We start from the raw sequence: 20,181 nt of genomic DNA on the forward strand, positions 1-20,181 counted from the left end.
CCTGCCAAATTGTCGGTGGGCGCGGCTAGGGTCGGCTCGTGGGGATCACCGATCCGGACACCTACGTGCGCGGTGTCCCGTACGAGGAGCTGGCGCGGCTGCGGGCCGCGTCACCGGTGGTGCGCGTCGACGACTTCTGGGCCGTGCTGCGCCACGCCGACGTGCGGCGCGTCCTGCGTGATCCCGCCCTCTTCTCCTCGCAGCTCGGCGGGACGCAGATCCGCGACCCGGCGACGCCCGCCGACCTCGCCTACGTGCGACGGATGATGCTCAACATGGACCCGCCGGAGCACGGCCGGCTGCGCGGGCTGCTCACCAAGGCGTTCACGCCGCGGGCCATCGCGAAGCTGACCTCGCAGATCGAGCGGTCGGCGCGGGACCTCGTCGCGGCCGTCGCCGAGCGCGGCGAGTGCGACTTCGCCAAGGTCGCCGCCGACCTGCCGCTGCTCACCCTCGCCGCCGTGTTCGGCGTGCCGGAGCGGGACCGGCGGCTGATGTACGACTGGAGCAACCGGGTCATCGGGTACCAGGACGCCGAGTACGCGGTCAGCTCGACCGTCTCCTTCTCCGAGGTCAGCGACCTCGCGCGGGCCGCGCTCGCCGTCCGCCCGTCCCCCGGACCGGACGGGGCGATGCCGGACCCGCGCACCCGCGCCGGCATGCCGGACCTCTACGCGTACGCGAACGCGCTCGGCGAGTACAAGCGCGAGCACCCGGGTGACGACGTCATGAGCAACCTGATGCGGCACGTCGGCGACGACGGCGGACGCGTTTCGCTCGCCGAGTTCGAGAACCTCTTCTGGCTGTTTTCCGTGGCGGGCAACGAAACGCTGCGCAACGGCCTGCCCGGCGGGATGCTGGCCCTGCTCTCGCACCCCGGGCAGTACCGGCGGCTGCTGGCCGACCGGTCGCTGCTGCCGTCGGCGGTCGAAGAGATGCTGCGCTGGTGGACGCCGGTGATGAACTTCCGGCGCACCGCGACCGCGGACGTCACACTGTCCGATGTGGACATCCGGGCCGGGGACAAGGTCGTCGTCTGGTTCTCCGCGGCCAACCGCGATCCCGCGGTGTTCCCCGCACCGGACGCATTCGACGTCGGCCGCACCCCGAACGACCACCTGACCTTCGGCCACGGCACGCACTTCTGCCTGGGCTCACACCTGGCCCGCGTGCAAATGCGGGCGATGTTCGACGCCGTGCTCGATCTGGGCCCCGTGGAGCTCGCCGGTGAGCCGGTGCGGCTGCGCTCGACCTTCCAGAACGGCCTGAAGTCGCTGCCGATCCGCTGGGCGCGCTGATGGAGATCCGCGAGCTGCGGGCGTTCGTCGCGGTCGTCGAGGCCGGCGCCATGTCGAAAGCGGCGCGGCAGCTGCACGTGAGCCAGCCGGCGCTGTCCCAGACGATCACCGCGCTGGAACGCCGGCTCGGCGTCCAGCTGCTGGTCCGCACGAGCACCGGCGTCCAGGCAACCGACGCCGGCACGACGCTGCTGGGCGAGGCCCGCGCGGTGCTCGCCCGCCACGACCAGGCGGTCGCCGCGGTGACCCGGCACACCACCACCGGCGTGCTGCGCGTCGGCGTCCCCCTGGAGCTGCCGCCGGAACTGCTGCCGGCGGCCCTCGCGCGGCTGGCGAAGGCCTATCCGGACACTCGGGTGCAGGCCCGGCACCTGTCGTCGGTGGCGCAGGTGACGGCGCTGCGGGCGGACGAGCTGGACGTCGGGCTGGTCCGCGAACGCCCGGCGGGGCCGGATCTGGACGCGACGCTCGTCGTCGAGGAGAACGTGGGCGTCCTGCTGGCGGCGGATCTCGCGGAGAAGCTGGGCTCGCCGGTCCGGCTGGAGAGCCTCGCCGGGCTGGAGTGGTTCGCCTTCGCCCGCGCGGGCAGCCCGGCCTGGTACGACGAGCTGGCGGCGACGCTGCGCAGCCACGGCCTCGACGTCGGCCCGGACGTGCCGAAGGAGCGGCGGCTGATCGTCGAGCTCAAGATCCCGGCGGTCAGCGCCGGCGGCGCCTACGCGTTCGCCCCGCCGGACTGGCCGTACCCGATCCCGGACACGGTCCGGTGGCTGCCCCTGGCCGGCAACCCGCTCGTCCGGCGGACGTGGGCCGTCTGGCCGGCGACGTCGCACCGCCGTGACCTCGCGGAGTTCGTCGCCGCGCTGGAAGACCATTCGCGCGGCGAATCGCGGGCATAAGGAGCGCCGAACGCCCATCCGGAAGTCCTGCGCGGCACGGCTCCTTGAACCCGGTGACCGGGGAAACACCCCGCTCGCGAGGAGTGAGTGATGACTGAAGGACTGTCCGGGACCACGGCACTGGTGACCGGCGGAACCAGCGGGATCGGGCGGGCGACGGCGGTCGCGCTGGCCGGGCTCGGCGCGCACGTGGTCGTGTCTGGCCGGGACGCCGAGCGAGGGGCCGAGGTCGTCTCGCGGATCCGGGAATCGGGCGGGAAGGCGGACTTCGTCGCGGCCGACCTGACGGACGCCGCGTCCGCGCGCGCGTTGGCCGCGCGGGCCCGTGAGGTGGGCGGGCACGTCGACGTGCTGGTGAACAACGCCGGGATCTTCCCCACCGGGTCCACTTCGGACACGGCCGAGGCCGACTTCGACCGCGTCTACGAGACGAACGTGAAGGTGCCGTACTTCCTCACCGCCGAGCTGGCGCCTTCGATGGCCGAGCGCGGTCACGGCGCGATCGTCAACGTGTCCACGATGGTCGCGACGCGCGGCATGGCGGGCATGGCGCTCTACGGCTCGTCGAAGGCGGCGGTCGAGCTGATGACCAAGGCGTGGGCGGCGGAGTTCGGCCCGTCCGGCGTGCGCGTCAACGCGGTCAGCCCCGGCCCGACGCGCACCGAAGGCACGGCGGCCTTCGGCGACGGTCTCGATGAGCTGGCCGCCGCGGGCCCGGCCGGCCGGGTGGCCGCCCCGGAGGAGATCGCCGCGGCGATCGCGTTCCTGGTGACCGAGGGATCGAGCTTCGTCCAGGGCGCGGTGCTCCCGGTGGACGGGGGCCGGTTGGCGGTGTGAGTCCCGTCGGGACGGTGTCACCTCAGGAAGGTGACGCCGTCCTGAGGACGCTCGTCCACCGTCAGCGAGAAGACGTCCGGGCGCGCGTAGTGCCCCGAGACGTCGAGGCTCTTGCGCGCCGTCACGATCTCCTCCAGGTCGATCTCCGCCTTGATCAGGCCTTCGCCGTCGCGCAGGGGTCCGGCCAGTACGTCTCCCAGCGGGCCGACGATCACGCTCCCGCCGCGGAACGGGTCCTCGCCGGACGACTCGTACGGGCACGCCGAGATCACGAAACACCGGCCCTCGTCGGCGATGTGGCGCATCGATGCCTGCCAGACGTCGCGGTCGTCCGCCGTCGGGGCGCACCAGAGCTCGACGCCCTTCGCGTACATCGCCGCGCGGAGCAGCGGCATGTGGTTCTCCCAGCAGATCGCCGCGCCCGCCAGGCCCGCCGCCGTCGGGATCGCCGGGAGCGTCGAGCCGTCGCCGCGGCCCCAGTACAGGCGCTCGCGTTCCGTCGGGACCAGCTTCCGGTGCTTCGCCACCAGCCCGAGCGAGGGGTCGAGGAACACCGCCGTGCTGTACAGCGTGGAACCGTCCCGCTCGATCACGCCGACGACCAGGCTCGCGCCCGTGCGCGCCGCGAGCGCGGCCAGCTCGGTCGTCTCGGGTCCCGGCACGGAGATCGACGCCCGGAAGTAGTCGGCGAACGGCTCCCGGCCCGGGTACCCGCCGAGGACGGCTTCGGGGAGCACCACCAGCGCGGCGCCGCGGATCTCGTCCTCGAACTCCAGGATCCGCGAAAGCGACACCCCCGTCCCGATCTGGAGGGCCGCGACGACCGTCATCCCCGGACCGGCCACGGCACCACCGGCGACGTCCGGCGCTGGTAGTCCGCGTACTCCGGGTACCGCGACTTCGTGATGCTCTCGGTGAACTTCGTCGAGCCGACGAACAGCAGCGTGAGCAGCACCGCGCCGGCGACCGTCCACTGCGGACCGCCGGCGACGACGCCGAACGCCGCGACCGCCCACCACTGCGCCTGCTCGAAGAAGAAGTTCGGGTGCCGCGAGTAGCGGAACAGGCCGTCCTGGAGGAACCGCGTCGACGCGCGGCCCGCGTGCTTCTCCCGGTGGAACACCCACTGCTGCTGGTCCGAGACGGTCTCGCCGAGCAGGAACCCGGCGAAGATCACCGCGACGACGACGTCCGCCACGCCGAACGAGCCCTGGTTCTCCAAGGCCGTGTACGCGGGCAGCGTGATCAGCAGCAGGATCGCGTTCTGGTAGAGCGAGATGAAGAAGAAGTTGAACAGCTGGAACTGCCACGGCGCCATCCGCTCGCGCAGCACCGCCCACCGGTAGTCCTCGCCGCCGCGGGCGTAACCACCCTTCCGGGCGAAGTTGAACGTCAGCCGGATCCCCCACAGGGCGACCAGGGCGAACATCACGTCGAGGCGCGCGTCGGCGAACCCGGCCGCGCCCGCGAAGATCCCCACGTAGGCGACCGGGACGATCGACCAGATCCGGTCGACCCAGGAGTACTCCCTGGTCAGCACCGACATGATCCAGGTGCCGAGCGTCACCCCGGCGAAGACGTACAGACAGACCCGCAGCGCGTCCATCCGCCCACAATAGGACCTAGGATCGATCTCATGAACCTGCCGCTGCGGGACCGCAAGATCGACGTGTTCTTCGCGGTGCTGTTCTCGGCCTTCACGGTGACGTCGCTGATCAGCGACCTGCTGCCGACCGTCGGCGTCGACTTCTCCAAACCTTCCAGCAACTTCTTCGTGAACTCGAACTACTGGTACGCCCACGACGCCGACGCGCTGTTCATGCACCCGCCGGACTGGATGCGGATCGTCACCGGGCTCTCGGCGTTCGTCTACATGCCGTTCTACGTCGTGCTCGTCTTCGCGCTGCTGACCGGCCGGAACTGGATCCAGCTGCCGTCGGTGATCTACGCGACGATGATCGTCACGCTGACCGGGGTCGTCGTGTTCGGCGTCGAGTTCTTCGGCGACCCGGAGTTCCGCACCGGCAACCCGGCGAAGTTCCTCGCGTTCAACCTGCCCTACGTCCTGGTGCCGCTGCTCCTCCTGGTCCGGATGCGGCGTCCGCTGCCCTTCACCCGCCGATTCTGACCGGAGGCGCCGTGCCGTACTCGTTCCTCAGCCACCTCGAATGTTCCCGGACCGGCGAGCGCCTCGACGCCGACGCCGTCCAGGGGCTCTCGCCGTCCGGTGCGCCGCTGCTGGCGCGGTACGACCTCGACGGCGTCCGCGAAGCCGTGACGCCGAAGGAAATCGCCGGGCGCGAGCCGACGCTGTGGCGCTACCACGAGGTGCTGCCGGTGCGCTCGCCCGAGCACGTCGTGAGCCTGGGCGAGGGCATGACGCCGTTGCTGCGCCTGCCGCGTTACGGCCGTGAGCTGGGGCTTTCGCGACTGTGGATGAAGGACGAGGGCCTGGTCCCGACCGGCACGTTCAAGGCGCGGGGTGCCGCGGTCGGCGTCTCGCGGGCGGCGGAACTGGGCGTGGGCGGGATCGCGATGCCGACCAACGGCAACGCGGGCGCGGCGTGGGCGCTGTACGCGGCGCGCGCGGGCATGTCGAGCCTGATCGCGATGCCGGACGACGCCCCGGCGATCACCATGCGCGAGTGCGTCGCCGCCGGAGCCGAGCTGTACCGGGTGGACGGTCTGATCGGCGACGCGGGGAAGCTCGTGGCGGCGGCGGTTCCGCGGCGGCCCGGCGTGCAGGACGTTTCGACGCTGAAGGAGCCGTACCGCATCGAGGGCAAGAAGACGATGGGGTACGAGATCGCCGAGCAGTTCGGCTGGCGGCTGCCCGACATCATCCTCTACCCCACCGGCGGCGGGGTCGGGATCATCGGGATCTACAAGGCGCTGCTGGAAATGCTCGCGCTCGGCTGGGTTTCCGGTCCGCTGCCCCGGCTCGTCGCCGTGCAGGCGACCGGGTGCGCGCCGATCGTCACGGCCTTCGCTCAGGGCGCTCGCGAGAGCGAGCCGTTCCCGGACGCGCACACCGTCGCGTTCGGCATCACCGTCCCCAAGGCGCTGGGCGACTTCCTGGTGCTCGACGCGGTGTACGCGACCGACGGCACCGCGGTCGCCGTCACCGACGAGGAACTGCTGGCAGCGCAACGGGAACTGACCACCCACGAGGGGACGTTCGTCTGCCCGGAGGGTGGCGCGTGCTTCGCCGCGCTGCGGCACCTGCGCGAGTCGGGGTGGCTTTCCGGCGACGAGGACGTCGTCGTCTTGAACACCGGCGCCGGGATCAAGTACCCGGAGACGGTGCCCCTCGACGTCCCGCTGCTGGCCCGGGACGGCGTCATTCCTTAGAGGACCGAGCGAACCGTTTCGGGGTCGCGGGCGACGACGGTCGTGCCGTCGTCCGCCGTGATGATCGGGCGCTGGATGAGCTTCGGGTGCTCGGCCAGGGCGTCGATCCAGCGCGTGCGATCGGCCGGGGTGCGGCCCCACGTCTTGACCCCGAGTTCCTTCGCGATCGGCTCGGCGGTGCGCATGATGTCCCATGGCTCCAGGCCGAGCCGCTTGAGGACGGCTTTCAGTTCCTTCGCCGTCGGCGGGTCCTCGAGGTAGCGGCGCACGGTGTACTGCGCGCCCGCTTCGTCCAACAACGACACGGCGGACCGGCACTTCGAGCACGCCGGGTTGACCCAGATCTCCACGGCGGCAGCTTACCGCCCTGGTTTTAGAGCACGCGTTCTGTTACGGTCGCGGCATGCCCCGCCCCCGCGTCCACGACCTCGACGCGCTGCTCGACGTCGCCGAGCGGCTCGTCGCTTCGTCGGGGGAGGTCACCGTGCGTGGCCTGGCGGCCGCCGCGGGCGTCCCGAACGGGACGATCTACCACGCGTTCGGGTCGCTCAGCGCGGTGCTGGCCCAGGTTTGGGTGCGCGCGGCGACCGCGTTCCTCGACCTGCAGACCTCGCGGGTGGACTCCGCCTCCTCGCCGGTGGAAGCCGTCGTCGCGGCCGCGGACACCCCGGCGGAGTTCGCGTTGCTGCGTCCCGACGGGGCCCGGATGCTGCTCCGGGTGCGGGGCGACCGGCTGTTCGGGCCGGAACTGCCGGACGAGCTGGCGGAGGCGTTGCACGCGCTGGACAAACGCCTGGTCGCGCTGCTCGTGCGGCTCGCGCGTCAGGTGTGGGACCGCGGCGACGGCCTGGCCGTCGAGGTGATCACCACCTGCGTCGTCGACCTGCCGACCGCGTTCTTCCGGCGCGACATCACCGATCCACTGGTGCGGGAGCGGCTCGCCGCCGCCGTGCGAGCCGTGCTGACCGTGCCCCCTCGAGAGAAGGACCGACCTTGACCGTTCTGCACTTGGGCGACGACGAAAACCGCTTCTCACCGGACTGGCTGCAGCGCGTCCATTCCACTTTGGACGGCGTGGACGACGTGCTGGTGACCACCGGCGGCGGCAAGTTCTACTCGAACGGCCTCGACCTGGACTGGCTCATGGCGCACAGCGACCAGGCCACGCAGTACGTCGCCGAGGTGCAGGAGCTGCTCGCGCGCGTGCTGACGCTGCCGGTGCCGACGGTCGCGGCGGTCACCGGCCACGCGTTCGGCGCGGGCGCGATGCTGGCGATGGCGCACGACTTCCGCGTGATGCGCGCGGACCGGGGGTATTTCTGCTTTCCGGAGGCCGACATCAACATCCCGTTCACCCCGGGGATGGCGGCGCTGATCCAGGGGAAGCTGACGCCGTCGGCGGCGATCGCGTCGATGACGACGGGACGGCGGTTCGGCGGGTCCGACGCCTTGGCTTTCGGCCTGGTGGACGAGATCGCTGCCGAGGACGACGTGGTGAAGGTGGCGTCCGAGCGGGTGCATGCCTTGGCGGGCAAGGACAAGGGCACGCTGGGCGCGATCAAGGCGACGATGTTCGCCCCGGCCGTGACGGCGCTGCGCGCGCCGGCGTAGGCCTCCGGCCCCCGGTATCCAGCTTACCGGGGGCCACCGACAGTTTCGGGCGACCGAAGCGGGGGCGCGGGGTCGGACTCACTGGGCGCGCAAGGTCAGCACTGCGGGCGCGCGGTGAGCACCCACAGGGGGCCGGCAGGAGCAGCACTCCAGGGGCACGCGAGGTCAGCACCCATAGCGGGCACGCGGGTCAGCGCTACGCGGCGCGCGGTGAGCACCCACAGGGGGCCGGCAGGAGCAGCATTCCAGGGGCGCGCGAGGTCAGCACCCATAGAGGGCACGCGGGGCCAGCACCGCAGGGCACGCGCGGTCAGCACTCACAGTGCGGCACGCTGGGTCAGCACTGCGAGGCACGCAGGGGGCAGCACCCGCAGAGGGCGCGCGGGTCAGCACCGCCGGGGCGCGGCGGTCAGCACTCACCGGAGCCGGCGGGGGGGCAGCACTCCTCGCGCACCTCGGCCAGCCGGCGGCGCAGGTGCTCCCGCTCCGGCTCGGTTCCGGCCAGCGTCAACGCTTCCCGGTAGGCACCCGCCGCGTCGGTGAGGCGGCCGAGGCGGCTGAGCAACTCCCCTCGCGCCGCCGGGAACGGGCTGTACTCGCGCAACCGGGGCTCCTCCGCCAGCGCGTCCAGGAGTTCCAAACCCGCCGCCGGCCCATCTCGCATCGCCACCGCCACCGCGCGGTTCAGCTCCACCACCGGGGACGGCGCCAGCCCGCGCAGCACGTCGTACAACCCCACGATCTGGGGCCAGTCGGTGCGGGAAACGTCCGGCGCCTCGTCGTGCAGAGCCGCGATCGCCGCCTGGATGCCGTACAACCCCGGTGGGCCGCCCGTCAAAGCGATCTCGGCCAGCGACGTCCCCTCGTCGATCATCGCGCGGTCCCAGCGTCCGCGGTCCTGGTCGTCCAGGAGCACCAGGTCGCCGTCCGGGCCCGTGCGCGCGTCGCGTCGCGCGTGGATCAGGAGCATCAGCGCCAGCAGGCCCGCGACCTCGCGCTCGGCCGGCAGCAGCCGGCGGAGGATCCGGGCCAACCGGATCGCCTCCTCCGCCAGGTCGAGCCGCTGCAGGTCCGGGCCCGAGCTCGCCGCGTACCCCTCGGTGAAGATCGAGTAGACGACCTGGAGCACGCCCGGCAGCCGCCCGGGCAGCTCGGCCGCGGCCGGTACCCGGAACGGGATCCGGGCCGCGCGGATCCGGTTCTTCGCCCGCACGATCCGCTTGCCCATCGTCGCGCTGGGCACCAGGAACGCGCGCGCCACCTCCGGCGTCGTCAGCCCGGCCAGGCAGCGCAGGGTCAGCGCCGTCCGGTCTTCCGCGGGCAACGCCGGGTGGGCGCAGGTGAAGAACAGCTGGAGCCGCTCGTCGGGGAGGCCGCCGTCGTCGGACTCCCGCGCGGGCGCCGCGCGGTCGGCCTCGACCTGCAGCACCGCGAGCCGGGCCGCGTAGGCCTGGTCGCGGCGCAGCCGGTCGACGGCCTTGCGCCGCGCGGTCGTCATCAGCCAGGCGCCCGGGTTCGGCGGCACGCCGTCGGCGGGCCAGTGCACCAGCGCGGCCTCGATCGCCTCCGACGTCACCTCCTCGGCCAGGTCCAGGTCGCCGAACCGGCGCACGAGCGCAGCGAGCAACAGCCCGCGCTCTTCCCGGAACACGGCTTCGACCGCCGCCCGCCCCTCCACCGCCGTCAGTCCCCGTAGGAAGCGAGCGGCCGGACGACGATGTGCCCGCCGTCGCGGGCGCCCGGGCAGCGCGCCGCCCAGTCGAGCGCGACGTCGAAGTCCGGCACATCGACGACGAAGTAGCCGCCGAGCACCTCCCGGGACTCGGCGAACGGCCCGTCGGTGACGATCCGCTCGCCGTGCTCGTCGACGCGGACCGCGGCGGCGGTGGTGAAGTCGGCGAGCGAGTTCCCGCCGACGTGGACGCCGGCGTCCTTCATGGACTTGTCGAACAGCATCCAGTCCTCGGGCGTGCTGCAGCCGGTGGGCGCGCCGTCCGCGTCGAGCGAGGCGTTGATCAGCATCAGGTACTTCACGGGATCCTCCGGTGGCTCGGTTGTCGTACGCGGTGACTACGAACGGCCGACGCCGCCTTGGACACCCTCGCCGAAGATTTTCTCATGTCAAGAAACTTTGACACGATGTCTGGTTTGTTTTACCTTGACGAGGTGACCCACGAAGAGAAGCGCGCCTGGATCCTCGGGATCGCCGCGATAGCGAGCTACGCGGTGTACCTGGTGGTGATCCTCGGCCGGGCCGGCGGACGACCGCTGGCCGAAGTCCCCTACGTCGCGACGCTGCTGTGGACGGTCGGCGCGTCCATCGCCGCGTCGATCGTCGCGAGCATCCTCGCCGCGATGATCTCCCGCGACGGCGAGAGGGACCAGCGCGACCGCGAGATCGGCCGGTTCGGCGAGTACGTCGGCCACTCGTTCGTCGTCATCGGCGCCGTCGCGGCACTGCTGCTGGCGATGGCCGAGGCGCCGCACTTCTGGATCGCCAACGCCGTCTACCTGGCCTTCACGCTCTCGGCGATCCTCGGGTCGGTCGCCCGGATCTTCGCCTACCGCCGGGGTTTCCAGCCGTGGTGACCCGCGTGACCAACTCGCTCCGCGCCCTCCGGTTCGCGCACGGCCAGATGACCCAGGCCGACCTCGCCGGCCGGATCGGCGTCACCCGCCAGACCGTCATCGCGATCGAGCAGGGCCGCTATTCGCCGTCGCTCGAGATGGCGTTCCAGATCGCGCACGTGTTCGGCGTCCCGCTCGAAGAAGTGTTCCAGTACCCGGAGGAGTCACCATGAAAGCGATCGTCCAAGACCGCTACGGCAGCCCGGACGTCCTCGAGTTCCGCGACGTCGGCAGACCGTCGCCCGGTGCCGGCGAGGTCCTCGTGCGCGTGCACGCGGCCGGCGTCGACCCGGGCGTGTGGCACCTGACCACCGGCCACCCGTACCTGCTGCGCCTGCTGGGTTTCGGGCTGCGCGCACCGAAGCTTCCGGTGCGGGGGCTCGACTTCGCCGGCACGGTCGAGGAGCTCGGCGACGGCGTCACGCGGGTCCGCCCGGGTGACGAGGTGTTCGGAGTCTGCGAAGGCGCGTTCGCCGAGTACGCCGTCGCCAAGGCGGATCTCGTCGCGGCGAAGCCCGGACGTCTCTCGTTCGAGCAGGCGGCGGCCGTCCTGATCTCCGGGGGCACCGCCCTGCAGGCCCTGCGCGACGTGGGCCGCGTCCGGCCCGGGCAGCGCGTCCTGGTCATCGGGGCGGCGGGCGGCATCGGCTCCTTCGCGGTCCAGCTGGCCAAGGCCTTCGGCGCGGACGTCACGGGGGTCTGCAGCACCACCAAGATGGAGCTGGTCCGCACGCTCGGCGCCGACCACGTCGTCGACTACACGCGCGAAGACTTCGCGACGGAGCGGTACGACCTGATCGTGGACACCGCGGGCCTGCGCTCGCTGACCGCCCTGCGCCGGGTGCTGACCCCGCGCGGCACACTCGTGATCGTCGGTGGCGAGAACGGCGGCAAGTGGCTCGGCGGCATCCAGCGGGTGTTCCGGGCGGCGCTGCTGAACCCGTTCGTCCGGCACCGGCTGCGCGGCCTCGTCTCCCGCGTGCGCACCGCGGACCTCGACGACCTGCGGGACCTGATCGAGGCCGGCAAGCTCACCCCGGTCCTCGACCGGACGTACCCCCTCGCCGACGCCGCCGCCGCGATCGGCCACCTCCACGCGGGACGCGCGGCGGGCAAGACCGTGCTCACTGCGCTCACAGCCTGACGCCGAGCTCCTTCAGCCGCTTGACCCGGTCGATGTGGGCGGGGTGCCCGGCCATCAGCCGCGACCACAGCCGGCGCTCGTCCCCGCGGTCGCGCAGGTTCCACGCCTTGAGCAGCAACGCCAGCTCGCGGCCGTACCCCAGCCGCGCCGCCATCCGGTCGGCCCGGTACTCGCCGAGCCGCTTCGCCCAGGCGAGCACCGGGCCGAGCAGCGGCGTCAGCAGCAGCCACGGGTCGAGGAACGCGAGCGCGGTGAGGATGCCCAGGCTGAGCAGCACGGTGACCAGCACCTCGACCGACCGGCCGAAGGAGCGGAACACGCGGCCGACGTGCGGCACGACCCAGGCGAGCAGCCGGACCAGGCGGGACAGCGCCCGGGCCGGCAGCTCCAGCCAGTGGACCAGCAGGGTCGCCCGGGTGTGGCCGGACAGGTGGTGCCCCAGCTCGTGGGCGAGGATCGCTTCGAGGCCCGGGCGGTCGAGGTCGAGGGCGGCCCGGGTCACCGCGACGGTCCGGCCCCCGGCGGCGAACGCGTTCAGCTCGCGCGACGGCTCGACCCACAGCCGGTACCGGCTGCCGTCGACCCCGGCCGCGGCGCAGACGGCCGCCCAGCACGGCGTGAGCCAGGTCAGCTCACCTTGGGTGGGCTCGCGCATCTTGAGCAGCACGGAAAGCACGACGTGCTCGTAGAGAGGGACGAACGTGATCGCGCCGGCCAGCGCCCAGCCGGCCGGCAACACCCAGAAGTACGGCGGCCAGACCAGCGTCCCCAGCAGGCCCAGCACGAACAGGCTGCTGGCGACCACCGGAACGGCGAGCATGAAGGCGAGCACGGCGGACAGGTCGGGCCGTGCCCGCCTTCGCGGGACAGCTGGTTCGTCCTCGATCACGTCCGCTCCCCCGCACCCGTCGTCGACAGCGGAACCACCTTGGCAAGTGAGACGCCGAAGCACAACGGTCGTCCGGCATACCTAGGCCTCAGTCCATCGCGTAGGCGTTCACCACTACCGCCCCGCTACGCGCGAATCCGTAGATCAGCCGGCTGAAATCCCGGCAACTCGCAGCGACTGCATCTGTACGCCGGGAACCGGTAACAGCCAAACCCACGCAGACGACTGCTAGCGATGCATGGTCAGGATTCACGGGGAGACGAGGATGACGGCACCGAATCTGTTTCACCGGCGAAGAACCGCCCTACCGGGACCGCGAACCCGACGCAACCTGATCGCCGGCTCCCGGACGGAGAAGCGGCGGGAACAGCACCTTCGCCATGCCTGAGCGGTAGAGCGCAGCGGGTCGGCCCGTGTCCGCGACGCGACGTTCGCCGGTGGGGCGGAGGAAATCGTCGGCCCCGGTCACCTTCCTGCGAAAGTTGCTCGGATCGAGCGGAAACCCCCACACGACTTCATAAACCCGGCGAAGGTCACTGACGCTGAACGGCTCCGGGCAAAACGCCGCGGCAACCGTGGTGTACTCGAGCTGAGTACGCGCTCGTTCGAGCGCATCGCCCAGGATCAAGGCGTGGTCGAAAGCCAGGTACTCCGGGCCGATGCTGTCCACCGGAGTCCAGCGAGCGAACCGCGCGTCCGTTCCGGCCATCGGTAACGGCAGGTTGGGACCGAGGGCGAGATAGGCGACCGTGATCACCCTTCCGCGAGGATCACGATCAGGGTCACCGTAGGCTTTCAGCTGCTCCAGGTGCAGTCGACGGCCATCGAGCCCGGTCTCTTCCTGAAGTTCGCGCAGAGCGGTGTCGTCGAGTGTCTCGCCGTCGCGGACGTAGCCGCCAGGCAGCGCAGCCCCACCACGGAACGGCTCCTTGCCCCGCTCCACCAGCAGGACCTGCAACCGCTCTTCGCGCACGGTGAAGATCACCAGATCCACGGTGACCGACAGGACGGCATGCCGGCGGGAGGACGGGAGTTCGTCGGGCACGGACCCACTGTACCCATAAAAGTCATGTTGACCCAAATTGGTCGGCTTGTTATGGTCGAACTGACCTAAACGGCAGAGGTGGCAGCATGGAAGACAAGTCCTCCCAGCGCACAGACAAGCTCTACGGCCGGCATGCCAAGGTGACCCGCCTGCTCTGCGCGGGCGTCTACCTCGATCGCCTGTTCCGGAACACGGTCATCCGCGACGTGTACGACGACGGACGGCACCGGGTCGCCCCGTCCTACGGGTTCGACCTGGTCCCGGTCGTCGCACACGCGCGACGGGCGTGGCTGCTGGACACCGCGCACCAGACCGCATTGCTCATCACACTCGCAGCCGGCCTGCTGGCCGACTTCGAAGCCACCGTCGCGGCCCTCTGCCTCGTCGCCGCACTACCGCTGATCACCCGGTTCGCGCGCTACGGGTTGACCGTCGCCGTACTCAAGATCCGTTCACTGTTTCATCGCCTGTGGGGGAGCACCCTGTCGGCCGAGGACAGTCAGCTCCTGCGCGAACAAGGCCGCAAGCTCCTCCTGACCACACTCGGAATTCTCGCGCTGGCAGCCGTTCCGGGATTGGCGGCCAGTGCCGCCGGTCAGGACGTCTCGGCGTCGATCTCACCGGCGCTGACCATGTTCGGCGTCATCATCGCGCTCGCCGCGTCGACGGCGGGAGTACGGCAGTTCGCCCTCAACCGGCTGCATCGCACCACCGAGTTCCGGCCGGCGAAGCTGGGCCCACGGCTTCGGATCATCGACGAGCAGCAGTCCAGCTGCCTCGTCGTGTACAGCCGCCGGTATTCCCTCCGCACTCCGACGCCGTTCGTCGGCAGCGGCAACGTCGTGGAAAGCTGGAAGCCGGGAATCGTTTCCCTGATACGCAAGGAACCCGCCAGAGTACACGAAGAACTCCCGGCGTTCTTCCCGCACGAGGTCGTGGACTTCCTGCGGAAGAAGGCGGCGGAACTGGGCGCTCCGGCCCACGGCCCCGGCCTTCCCGGACTGTACGTACGAGACCGGCTGTTCGTCCCGGAGGAGCAGGTCGGCGAGGTCCAGCGCCTGCTCGAGCGTGACCCGAGCGCACACGAGATCGAAGAGTTCATCGCCAAGCCGCACAGCAGCACACAGCACTACCTGGAAATCGGGGCCAGCCGGACGGGCGAGGTCGTGACCACGGTCTTCATCCGGCTCACCGTCGTCGCGAGCGCTCTCCACATCAACGTTTCCGCAGGCGCCATCACTCGGCCACCCGAGGACTACTCGATCGTCGATGCCTACCGTGAGCAGGGTGCCGGCGCGCTGCTGCGCGCGGTCGGTCGCGCCGTGCTCGAACCGCATCGGCAGTTCCGGGATCTGTGGCACCTCGGCGCGGTTCCAGCGGTGCTGGTTCGCGGCCTGCTCGTCCGGAAGGACCGGACCCTCGTCCAGAGGCGGCGCACGGTCATCGGACCGTGGACCAGCATCCGCGAAGAAGTGGCGACCCAGTGGCACACCGATCCCGCGTTCGACAGCCCGGAGATCAACGGCACCATAAACCACATCCTGCAAGCGGCACTCGACGCCATTGTGGAATTCCTCGATTCACGAGGGATCGACACCTCAGCCTTCAAGAAGCAGATCACCACCATCATCAACGCCAGCGTGCTGAACATGGGAAAGATGAAGATCAAAGGCGAGAACACGATAGGGAACAACGTCGAAGTCACGAAGACATCAACCCCAAGCCATGGAAACACCCCCGGAGGAGCTGCGTGAACGTGAAGATCAATGCCGGCATGATAAGCACCGGAAAAACCAAGTTGACAGGTCAGAACTTCATCGGGAACAAAGTGACGTACAACGAGGGCGAGAGCGCTCGCGAATCCACACCGAACGCGCCTGGGGTGATCGGGGTGATCACCGTGCTCGCAATCGAAACCGCGGCGGTCCGGAGAATCCTCGACCTGGCACCCGACGGAGCCGGCTTCTACACCGGGGAGCGCTACGGCAAGGTGGTCTGCGTCCAAGCGAACGAACAGGGCCAGGGCGGCGCGATGAACGCGGCCCGGAAGCTGACGGACCACTTCTCCCCCAGCGTTCTCGCGCTGAGCGGCATCGGCGGCGCGATCGCCCCGGACGTCCACATCGGGGACGTCGTCGTCGCCACCAAGGTCGTGGGCTACGACATGGGCAAGGAGACCGCCGACAGCCGGCAGGTCCGCGGCCGCGGCTGGGTGTCCCCCGCCGTGGTCGGCCGCGCGGTCGACGAGTTCTTCGCCGGCCGGGATGGGCAGGTCGCCTGGCCCGGGTTCGAGGCTCTGCCCGGAATCGTCGGGTCGGGGAACACCGTGATCGCCGACGGGCTCGCGGCCGGCCGAAGGTACCTCCGCAAGGTCAACGACAAGATCATCGTCGTCGACATGGAATCCGACGGCCTCGGCCAGTTCTGTCACGACGCGGACGGCCTGAACTGGCTCACCGTCCGCGGGATCTCCGACCACGCCGACGAGGCGAAGAACGACGACCACCAAGAGACGGCCGCCGAGCACGCCGCCACCGTCCTGCGCGAACTGCTGCCTTACCTGCCGAAGGAGCCGACTCATGGGATTCGCCGTTGACGTGCTCAGCTCGCTCGTAGCCACCGCGCTGACCGTGGTCGGCGGCTGGGTGGCGTCGAAGCGGATCCGCCGTTCCCGGACGGCGCTGCTCTCCCGCGTCGCAGGACTGCCTGTCCAGCACGTCTACGCACGACAGGAGCAGGCGAGCGAAAATCTGGCGGCAGATCTGGCCGACGCCCAGTGGATCCGCGTCCTGACCGGGCGCGGCAACGAACTGACCCGCGACACCTTCGAGCGAGTGTGGGCGGGAACGACCCGGACCCGTCAAGTGGTCCAGGTCCTGCTCCCCGACCTGCGGCCAGGCCCCGGCTCCTGGCTGGCGAAACGCGAGGCCGACGTCCGGCGGATGGATACGGGCTTCTCGCCCGGACTCCTGTCCGCGCAGGTCCGCGCCAACGCCGACTACGTCGCCGCGGCCGCCGGCCGGCAGGGCACCGCGTCGCTTCGCTTCTACAACCTGCCGCACAGGTACCGCGTGATAGCCACCGACAAGGTGGCGTACTTGACGCTCTACAGCAACGCCGCGCACGGCCGCCATTCGCCGTGCATCGTCGCGCGGCGGCCGACGTTCCTCTACGAACTCGCGTTGTCGCTGTTCACCATGGCTTGGGACCAGAGCACCGCGGCCTGAGCATCAGCGGAACGCGTCCGCGTGCGCCTCGGCCCAGTCGGTGAACGTGCGGGCGGGGCGGCCCGTCACCTCGGTCACCGTCGGGTACACCGTCGCTTCGTCCAGCGTTCCGCCGACGTAGAAGTCCCAGAACGCTTCGACGTACTCGCGCGGCATGCTCGCTTCCAGCTCGGCGCGGGTCTCGTCGTCCGACAAGCCGACGAACTCCAGCTTCCGGCCGAGCACCTCGGCCAGCACCGCGACCTGGTCGGCGGGCCGCAGTGCCACCGGGCCGGTCAGGTCGTACGCACGCCCTTCGTGGCCGCCCGCGAGCGCCCGCGCCGCCACCGCCGCGATGTCCGCCGGGTCGACGGACGCCGCCGCGACATGGGGGAACTGCGCGCGGACCGTGTCGCCCTCGCGCAGCTGCGGCAGCCAGCGCAGCGCGTTCGCCATGAACGCGCGTGGCCGCAGGAACGTCCAGTCCAGGCCCGAGTCCCGGACCGCGCGTTCGGCCAGAGTCATGTACGCCGAGACCGCGTTGTCGAGGTTTTCCAGCGCGGCCGAACCGCCGGACAGCAGCACGATCCGGCGGACGCCCGCGTCGCGCGCCTTCGCCAGCATGCCGGGCATGTCGTGGTAGCCGGGCAGCAGGAAGACCCCGTCGACGCCCTCGAGCGCGCCGCCGAGACTCGCGGGATCGTTGAGATCGCCCGTCACGGCTTCGGCGCCGTCCGGGAGCACGGCGTCCGGCCGGCGCACCAGCGCCCGGACCGGTTCGCCCGCCTCCGCCAGTGCCGCGACCACTTCCGCGCCGACATTGCCGGTGGCGCCGGTGACCAGGAACATCGCTCCACCCCCAGAGTTCCCGCCCAGCCTAGCGCCACCGGCGGCCGTCAGTCCTGCGCCGGAAGGTCGTCGAACTCGACGACCTGGCGCACCTCGACCTCGATCTCGTGGTCGAACAGCTCGACGTACTTCTCGGCGAACGCGACGGCTTCCGCCCGGTCGGCGGCGTTGATCAGGGCGAACCCGCCGATGACCTCCTTGGCCTCGGCAAAGGGCCCGTCGGTCACGCGGATGGCCGCACCGCGCGACTTGCGCACCAGCGCGCCCTTGTCCGACTTGTGGACCCCCTCGGCCGTGATCAGGATGCCCTTCTCGGCCGACTCCTGGATGAACCCGCCCATCTTCTGCATGAACTCCGGGGTGGGGTTCCACGCCTGCGGGTCGTTCTCGTCGATCCGGTGCATCATGAGGAAACGCATGATCTTTCTCCCTGCTCTCGTCGGCCGGGGCCCGGCCTTCACCCCCGCGTCGATCGGCCGCACGCGGCGTTCGACATTTCTCTCCAAGAAATTTTCGAGAGCAGCATATGGCCTGGTCACCGCGTTGTCGGCACCCCTTCCACCTCGGCGAACAGCGCCGCGGCCCGGGTGGCCGTCGCGCCGGCGCGGCGTCCCGTGCTGACCAGCGCCAAGGCGAGGACGCCGGCCCCGAGCGCGGCCACCAGCCACCACACGCCGGCGCCCGCGAACGTCCCGGCGAGCGCGACGCCCAGGGTGGTGCCGGTCTGCCGGCCGGCCGAGGCCAGCGACCCGGCCACCCCGGCCATCGACGTGGGCATCCCGGAGACGGCCGTATTCGTGATCGGCGGGTTGACCGTGCCGAGGAAGACGCCGAACAGCAGGTAGACCGCGAGGACGAGCGGCAGCGGCGTCGCCGGGCCGAGCCACGCCGCCGCGGCGCCGCCCATGGCGAGCGCGACCCCGGCGACGACCAGCGGCAGCCGCGGCCCGCGCGTGCCGACCAGCCGTCCCGCCCGCGGGGACAGGACCAGGACGAGTACGCCGACGGGGAGCAGGCACAGCCCGGCGTCGAGGGCGGGCAGGCCGCGGACGTCCTGCAGGTACTGCGTGGTGACGAACAGGAACGCGCCGAACCCGCAGAGCGCGAACAACGCCATGGCGATCGCACCGCTGAACGAGACGCTGCGGAAGAGCCGCAGTTCGAGCAGTGGGTCGGCGCGGCGCGGTTCGTAGCGGAGGAGGGCGGCCACGGCTAGCGCGGCGACGGCGAACAGGCCGAGGATCACCGGCGACGCCCAGCCGAGCCGGCGCGCCTCGACGATCGCCTCCACCACGCAGCCCAGCGCGAGGACGACGAGCACCTGCCCGACCGGGTCGAACCGGCGCGCCCGGGCCGCGCGGGACTCGGGCACGAAGGCGGCGGTGGCCACGATGGCGGCGACGACGATCGGCACGTTGACCCAGAACACGGCCCGCCAGCCCAGGCCGTCGACGAGCGCGCCGCCGACGATCGGCCCGAGCGCGAGCGCCAAGCCGGACATCGAACCGAAGACACCGATGGCGCGAGCACGTTCCGTCGGAGCGGGGAAGGCCGTGACGACGATGGCCAAGGCGACCGGGTTGAGCATCGAGCCACCGACCGCTTGGACGGCGCGCGCGGCGATCAGCCAGCCGATGCCGGACGCGACGCTGCACAACAGCGACCCCAGCCCGAAGACGGCGAGCCCGGCGAGGAAGACGCGTTTGCGCCCGAACCGGTCGGCGGTCGACCCGGCGAGCACGAGGAAACCGGCGAGCACCAGCGTGTAGGCGTCGACAGTCCATTGTAGACCTGCTGTGGACGCGCCGAGGTCATCGCGGATCGATGGCAGGGCGACGGTGACGATGGAGATGTCCATGACCGCGACGATGATGCTGGCGCAGCAGATCGCCAGCACGAGCTGAGGATGCGGAACTTTCATGAGGACGACGGTAGGATTTAGAGCGTGCTCGAAGTCAAACCGATCCCCGAGGCCGGACTGACCATCGCCGAGGCTGCGCGCCGCTCCGGGGTCAGCGCGCACACTCTGCGGTACTACGAACGGGCCGGGCTGGTGGTCACGCGGGTGGACCGCACTTCCGGTGGGCGGCGGCGGTATCGGAAGGTGGACCTTGAGTGGATCGCCGTCTGTACTCGGTTGCGGGCCACCGGGATGCCGATCAAGGTTGTTCGGCGGTATGCGGAGCTCGTCAGTGCCGGGCGGGGTAACGAGCAGGAACGGCTTGAGTTGCTGGAGTCGCATCGGGATGACGTCTTGGCTCGGTTGGCTGAGTTGACGGAGAACCTTCAGTTGATCGATCGGAAGATCGGGGTCTATCGGGGGCGCTTGGATGCTGGGGATGCTGAGGGGCTTTGGGCTCCTGGGGGTTGATTTTTACCGATACGGCTTCGCCGGGGCGTGGGAAATCGGCGCTTCGTGTTGTT

At 70.7% G+C, this 20,181-nt stretch carries 24 protein-coding genes; 14 read left to right on the forward strand and 10 right to left on the reverse strand.

Annotated features, from left to right (window positions below; all coding sequences use genetic code 11):
- Nucleotides 1-38 precede the first annotated feature (38 nt).
- The 3 genes from ACZ7PG_RS42420 (at nucleotide 39) to ACZ7PG_RS42430 (ending at nucleotide 3,034) form a co-directional block, all read left to right on the forward strand.
- On the forward strand, nucleotides 39-1,298 hold the full coding sequence (locus ACZ7PG_RS42420) for a cytochrome P450 (RefSeq protein WP_470244869.1): 1,260 nt from the start codon (nucleotides 39-41) through the stop codon (nucleotides 1,296-1,298).
- Nucleotides 1,298-2,197 carry a LysR family transcriptional regulator gene (locus tag ACZ7PG_RS42425; protein WP_470244870.1) on the forward strand — a complete coding sequence of 300 codons (900 nt, stop codon included), beginning with the start codon at nucleotides 1,298-1,300 and terminating at the stop codon, nucleotides 2,195-2,197. The genes ACZ7PG_RS42420 and ACZ7PG_RS42425 overlap by 1 nt, the downstream gene beginning before the upstream one ends.
- A 90-nt stretch (nucleotides 2,198-2,287) precedes the next feature.
- Nucleotides 2,288-3,034: an SDR family NAD(P)-dependent oxidoreductase gene (locus tag ACZ7PG_RS42430; protein ID WP_470244871.1), complete on the forward strand. Its 747-nt coding sequence runs from the start codon at nucleotides 2,288-2,290 to the stop codon at nucleotides 3,032-3,034.
- A gap of 17 nt (nucleotides 3,035-3,051) precedes the next feature.
- On the opposite strand, the gene ACZ7PG_RS42435 is transcribed toward ACZ7PG_RS42430, so the two are convergent.
- Together ACZ7PG_RS42435 and ACZ7PG_RS42440 are read right to left on the reverse strand one after the other, a co-directional pair.
- Nucleotides 3,052-3,864, reverse strand: a complete 813-nt coding sequence (locus ACZ7PG_RS42435) for a carbon-nitrogen hydrolase family protein (protein WP_470244872.1) — start codon at nucleotides 3,862-3,864, stop codon at nucleotides 3,052-3,054.
- Complete coding sequence (locus ACZ7PG_RS42440; RefSeq protein WP_470244873.1) at nucleotides 3,861-4,640, reverse strand: DUF1295 domain-containing protein; 780 nt, start codon at nucleotides 4,638-4,640, stop codon at nucleotides 3,861-3,863. The genes ACZ7PG_RS42435 and ACZ7PG_RS42440 overlap by 4 nt, the downstream gene beginning before the upstream one ends.
- A gap of 30 nt (nucleotides 4,641-4,670) precedes the next feature.
- Here ACZ7PG_RS42440 and ACZ7PG_RS42445 point away from each other — a divergent pair, with 30 nt between their 5' ends.
- The gene (locus tag ACZ7PG_RS42445) at nucleotides 4,671-5,162 is read left to right on the forward strand and encodes an EXPERA domain-containing protein (RefSeq protein ID WP_470244874.1); all 492 of its coding nucleotides are present in this window, start codon (nucleotides 4,671-4,673) and stop codon (nucleotides 5,160-5,162) included.
- A gap of 11 nt (nucleotides 5,163-5,173) precedes the next feature.
- Nucleotides 5,174-6,385: a threonine synthase gene (locus ACZ7PG_RS42450; RefSeq protein WP_470244875.1), complete on the forward strand. Its 1,212-nt coding sequence runs from the start codon at nucleotides 5,174-5,176 to the stop codon at nucleotides 6,383-6,385.
- Here ACZ7PG_RS42450 and ACZ7PG_RS42455 read toward each other — a convergent pair.
- Nucleotides 6,382-6,735: an arsenate reductase family protein gene (locus ACZ7PG_RS42455; RefSeq protein ID WP_470244876.1), complete on the reverse strand. Its 354-nt coding sequence runs from the start codon at nucleotides 6,733-6,735 to the stop codon at nucleotides 6,382-6,384. The two genes, ACZ7PG_RS42450 and ACZ7PG_RS42455, sit on opposite strands and share 4 nt — an antisense overlap.
- Nucleotides 6,736-6,788: 53 nt before the next feature.
- Here ACZ7PG_RS42455 and ACZ7PG_RS42460 point away from each other — a divergent pair, with 53 nt between their 5' ends.
- Both ACZ7PG_RS42460 and ACZ7PG_RS42465 read left to right on the forward strand, forming a co-directional pair.
- Nucleotides 6,789-7,382: a TetR/AcrR family transcriptional regulator gene (locus tag ACZ7PG_RS42460; protein ID WP_470244877.1), complete on the forward strand. Its 594-nt coding sequence runs from the start codon at nucleotides 6,789-6,791 to the stop codon at nucleotides 7,380-7,382.
- Nucleotides 7,379-7,996, forward strand: coding sequence for an enoyl-CoA hydratase/isomerase family protein (locus ACZ7PG_RS42465; RefSeq protein ID WP_470244878.1), 618 nt, complete (start codon nucleotides 7,379-7,381; stop codon nucleotides 7,994-7,996). The genes ACZ7PG_RS42460 and ACZ7PG_RS42465 overlap by 4 nt, the downstream gene beginning before the upstream one ends.
- A gap of 409 nt (nucleotides 7,997-8,405) precedes the next feature.
- Here the strand turns inward: ACZ7PG_RS42465 and ACZ7PG_RS42470 are convergent, their stop codons facing one another.
- Entirely contained in the window at nucleotides 8,406-9,674 is a 1,269-nt protein-coding gene (locus ACZ7PG_RS42470) for an RNA polymerase sigma factor (protein WP_470244879.1), read from the reverse strand.
- A 5-nt stretch (nucleotides 9,675-9,679) separates the two neighbouring features.
- The gene (locus ACZ7PG_RS42475) at nucleotides 9,680-10,030 is read right to left on the reverse strand and encodes a YciI family protein (RefSeq protein WP_155545365.1); all 351 of its coding nucleotides are present in this window, start codon (nucleotides 10,028-10,030) and stop codon (nucleotides 9,680-9,682) included.
- A gap of 105 nt (nucleotides 10,031-10,135) precedes the next feature.
- Here ACZ7PG_RS42475 and ACZ7PG_RS42480 point away from each other — a divergent pair, with 105 nt between their 5' ends.
- The 3 genes from ACZ7PG_RS42480 to ACZ7PG_RS42490 are packed head-to-tail and all read left to right on the forward strand — an operon-like array spanning nucleotide 10,136 to nucleotide 11,768.
- The gene (locus tag ACZ7PG_RS42480) at nucleotides 10,136-10,585 is read left to right on the forward strand and encodes a hypothetical protein (RefSeq protein ID WP_470244880.1); all 450 of its coding nucleotides are present in this window, start codon (nucleotides 10,136-10,138) and stop codon (nucleotides 10,583-10,585) included.
- Complete coding sequence (locus ACZ7PG_RS42485) at nucleotides 10,582-10,797, forward strand: helix-turn-helix transcriptional regulator (protein ID WP_470245681.1); 216 nt, start codon at nucleotides 10,582-10,584, stop codon at nucleotides 10,795-10,797. Before ACZ7PG_RS42480 ends, ACZ7PG_RS42485 begins: the two co-directional genes overlap by 4 nt.
- Complete coding sequence (locus ACZ7PG_RS42490) at nucleotides 10,794-11,768, forward strand: NAD(P)-dependent alcohol dehydrogenase (RefSeq protein ID WP_470244881.1); 975 nt, start codon at nucleotides 10,794-10,796, stop codon at nucleotides 11,766-11,768. The genes ACZ7PG_RS42485 and ACZ7PG_RS42490 overlap by 4 nt, the downstream gene beginning before the upstream one ends.
- On the opposite strand, the gene ACZ7PG_RS42495 is transcribed toward ACZ7PG_RS42490, so the two are convergent.
- Both ACZ7PG_RS42495 and ACZ7PG_RS42500 read right to left on the reverse strand, forming a co-directional pair.
- Nucleotides 11,758-12,657 (reverse strand): M48 family metalloprotease, encoded by a 900-nt coding sequence (locus ACZ7PG_RS42495; protein WP_470244882.1) that lies wholly within the window; start codon nucleotides 12,655-12,657, stop codon nucleotides 11,758-11,760. The two genes, ACZ7PG_RS42490 and ACZ7PG_RS42495, sit on opposite strands and share 11 nt — an antisense overlap.
- A 304-nt stretch (nucleotides 12,658-12,961) precedes the next feature.
- A complete protein-coding gene (locus tag ACZ7PG_RS42500) occupies nucleotides 12,962-13,702 on the reverse strand; it encodes an NUDIX domain-containing protein (protein ID WP_470244883.1) in 741 nt (246 codons plus the stop codon).
- 86 nt (nucleotides 13,703-13,788) lie between these two features.
- On the opposite strand from ACZ7PG_RS42500, the gene ACZ7PG_RS42505 reads away from it, so the two are divergent.
- Genes ACZ7PG_RS42505 through ACZ7PG_RS42515 form a run of 3 tightly spaced genes read left to right on the forward strand, consistent with a single transcriptional unit; the run spans nucleotide 13,789 to nucleotide 16,929 of the window.
- A complete protein-coding gene (locus ACZ7PG_RS42505; RefSeq protein ID WP_470244884.1) occupies nucleotides 13,789-15,456 on the forward strand; it encodes a hypothetical protein in 1,668 nt (555 codons plus the stop codon).
- On the forward strand, nucleotides 15,453-16,298 hold the full coding sequence (locus tag ACZ7PG_RS42510; RefSeq protein WP_470244885.1) for a 5'-methylthioadenosine/S-adenosylhomocysteine nucleosidase family protein: 846 nt from the start codon (nucleotides 15,453-15,455) through the stop codon (nucleotides 16,296-16,298). Before ACZ7PG_RS42505 ends, ACZ7PG_RS42510 begins: the two co-directional genes overlap by 4 nt.
- Complete coding sequence (locus ACZ7PG_RS42515) at nucleotides 16,282-16,929, forward strand: hypothetical protein (protein WP_470244886.1); 648 nt, start codon at nucleotides 16,282-16,284, stop codon at nucleotides 16,927-16,929. Before ACZ7PG_RS42510 ends, ACZ7PG_RS42515 begins: the two co-directional genes overlap by 17 nt.
- A 3-nt stretch (nucleotides 16,930-16,932) precedes the next feature.
- Here ACZ7PG_RS42515 and ACZ7PG_RS42520 read toward each other — a convergent pair whose 3' ends face one another.
- From ACZ7PG_RS42520 to ACZ7PG_RS42530, 3 genes are all read right to left on the reverse strand, one after another.
- Nucleotides 16,933-17,757, reverse strand: a complete 825-nt coding sequence (locus tag ACZ7PG_RS42520; protein WP_470244887.1) for an NAD(P)H-binding protein — start codon at nucleotides 17,755-17,757, stop codon at nucleotides 16,933-16,935.
- 47 nt (nucleotides 17,758-17,804) lie between these two features.
- Nucleotides 17,805-18,176, reverse strand: coding sequence for a YciI family protein (locus tag ACZ7PG_RS42525; RefSeq protein ID WP_470244888.1), 372 nt, complete (start codon nucleotides 18,174-18,176; stop codon nucleotides 17,805-17,807).
- 116 nt (nucleotides 18,177-18,292) lie between these two features.
- Nucleotides 18,293-19,678 (reverse strand): MFS transporter, encoded by a 1,386-nt coding sequence (locus tag ACZ7PG_RS42530; RefSeq protein ID WP_470244889.1) that lies wholly within the window; start codon nucleotides 19,676-19,678, stop codon nucleotides 18,293-18,295.
- 24 nt (nucleotides 19,679-19,702) lie between these two features.
- On the opposite strand from ACZ7PG_RS42530, the gene ACZ7PG_RS42535 reads away from it, so the two are divergent.
- Nucleotides 19,703-20,128, forward strand: coding sequence for a MerR family transcriptional regulator (locus ACZ7PG_RS42535; RefSeq protein ID WP_470244890.1), 426 nt, complete (start codon nucleotides 19,703-19,705; stop codon nucleotides 20,126-20,128).
- Nucleotides 20,129-20,181 lie beyond the last annotated feature (53 nt).

Source organism: Amycolatopsis sp. NPDC114504, assembly GCF_055633595.1.

What these genes read in the sequence shown, in the direction of transcription:
- ACZ7PG_RS42430 (WP_470244871.1), top strand. Translation starts at nt 2,288, where the DNA reads ATGACTGAAGGACTGTCCGGGACCACGGCACTGGTGACCGGCGGAACC.
- ACZ7PG_RS42530 (WP_470244889.1), bottom strand. Translation starts at nt 19,678, where the DNA reads ATGAAAGTTCCGCATCCTCAGCTCGTGCTGGCGATCTGCTGCGCCAGC.
- ACZ7PG_RS42460 (WP_470244877.1), top strand. Translation starts at nt 6,789, where the DNA reads ATGCCCCGCCCCCGCGTCCACGACCTCGACGCGCTGCTCGACGTCGCC.
- ACZ7PG_RS42445 (WP_470244874.1), top strand. Translation starts at nt 4,671, where the DNA reads ATGAACCTGCCGCTGCGGGACCGCAAGATCGACGTGTTCTTCGCGGTG.
- ACZ7PG_RS42480 (WP_470244880.1), top strand. Translation starts at nt 10,136, where the DNA reads ATGTCTGGTTTGTTTTACCTTGACGAGGTGACCCACGAAGAGAAGCGC.
- ACZ7PG_RS42425 (WP_470244870.1), top strand. Translation starts at nt 1,298, where the DNA reads ATGGAGATCCGCGAGCTGCGGGCGTTCGTCGCGGTCGTCGAGGCCGGC.
- ACZ7PG_RS42435 (WP_470244872.1), bottom strand. Translation starts at nt 3,864, where the DNA reads ATGACGGTCGTCGCGGCCCTCCAGATCGGGACGGGGGTGTCGCTTTCG.
- ACZ7PG_RS42520 (WP_470244887.1), bottom strand. Translation starts at nt 17,757, where the DNA reads ATGTTCCTGGTCACCGGCGCCACCGGCAATGTCGGCGCGGAAGTGGTC.
- ACZ7PG_RS42515 (WP_470244886.1), top strand. Translation starts at nt 16,282, where the DNA reads ATGGGATTCGCCGTTGACGTGCTCAGCTCGCTCGTAGCCACCGCGCTG.
- ACZ7PG_RS42505 (WP_470244884.1), top strand. Translation starts at nt 13,789, where the DNA reads ATGGAAGACAAGTCCTCCCAGCGCACAGACAAGCTCTACGGCCGGCAT.
- ACZ7PG_RS42440 (WP_470244873.1), bottom strand. Translation starts at nt 4,640, where the DNA reads ATGGACGCGCTGCGGGTCTGTCTGTACGTCTTCGCCGGGGTGACGCTC.
- ACZ7PG_RS42490 (WP_470244881.1), top strand. Translation starts at nt 10,794, where the DNA reads ATGAAAGCGATCGTCCAAGACCGCTACGGCAGCCCGGACGTCCTCGAG.
- ACZ7PG_RS42525 (WP_470244888.1), bottom strand. Translation starts at nt 18,176, where the DNA reads ATGCGTTTCCTCATGATGCACCGGATCGACGAGAACGACCCGCAGGCG.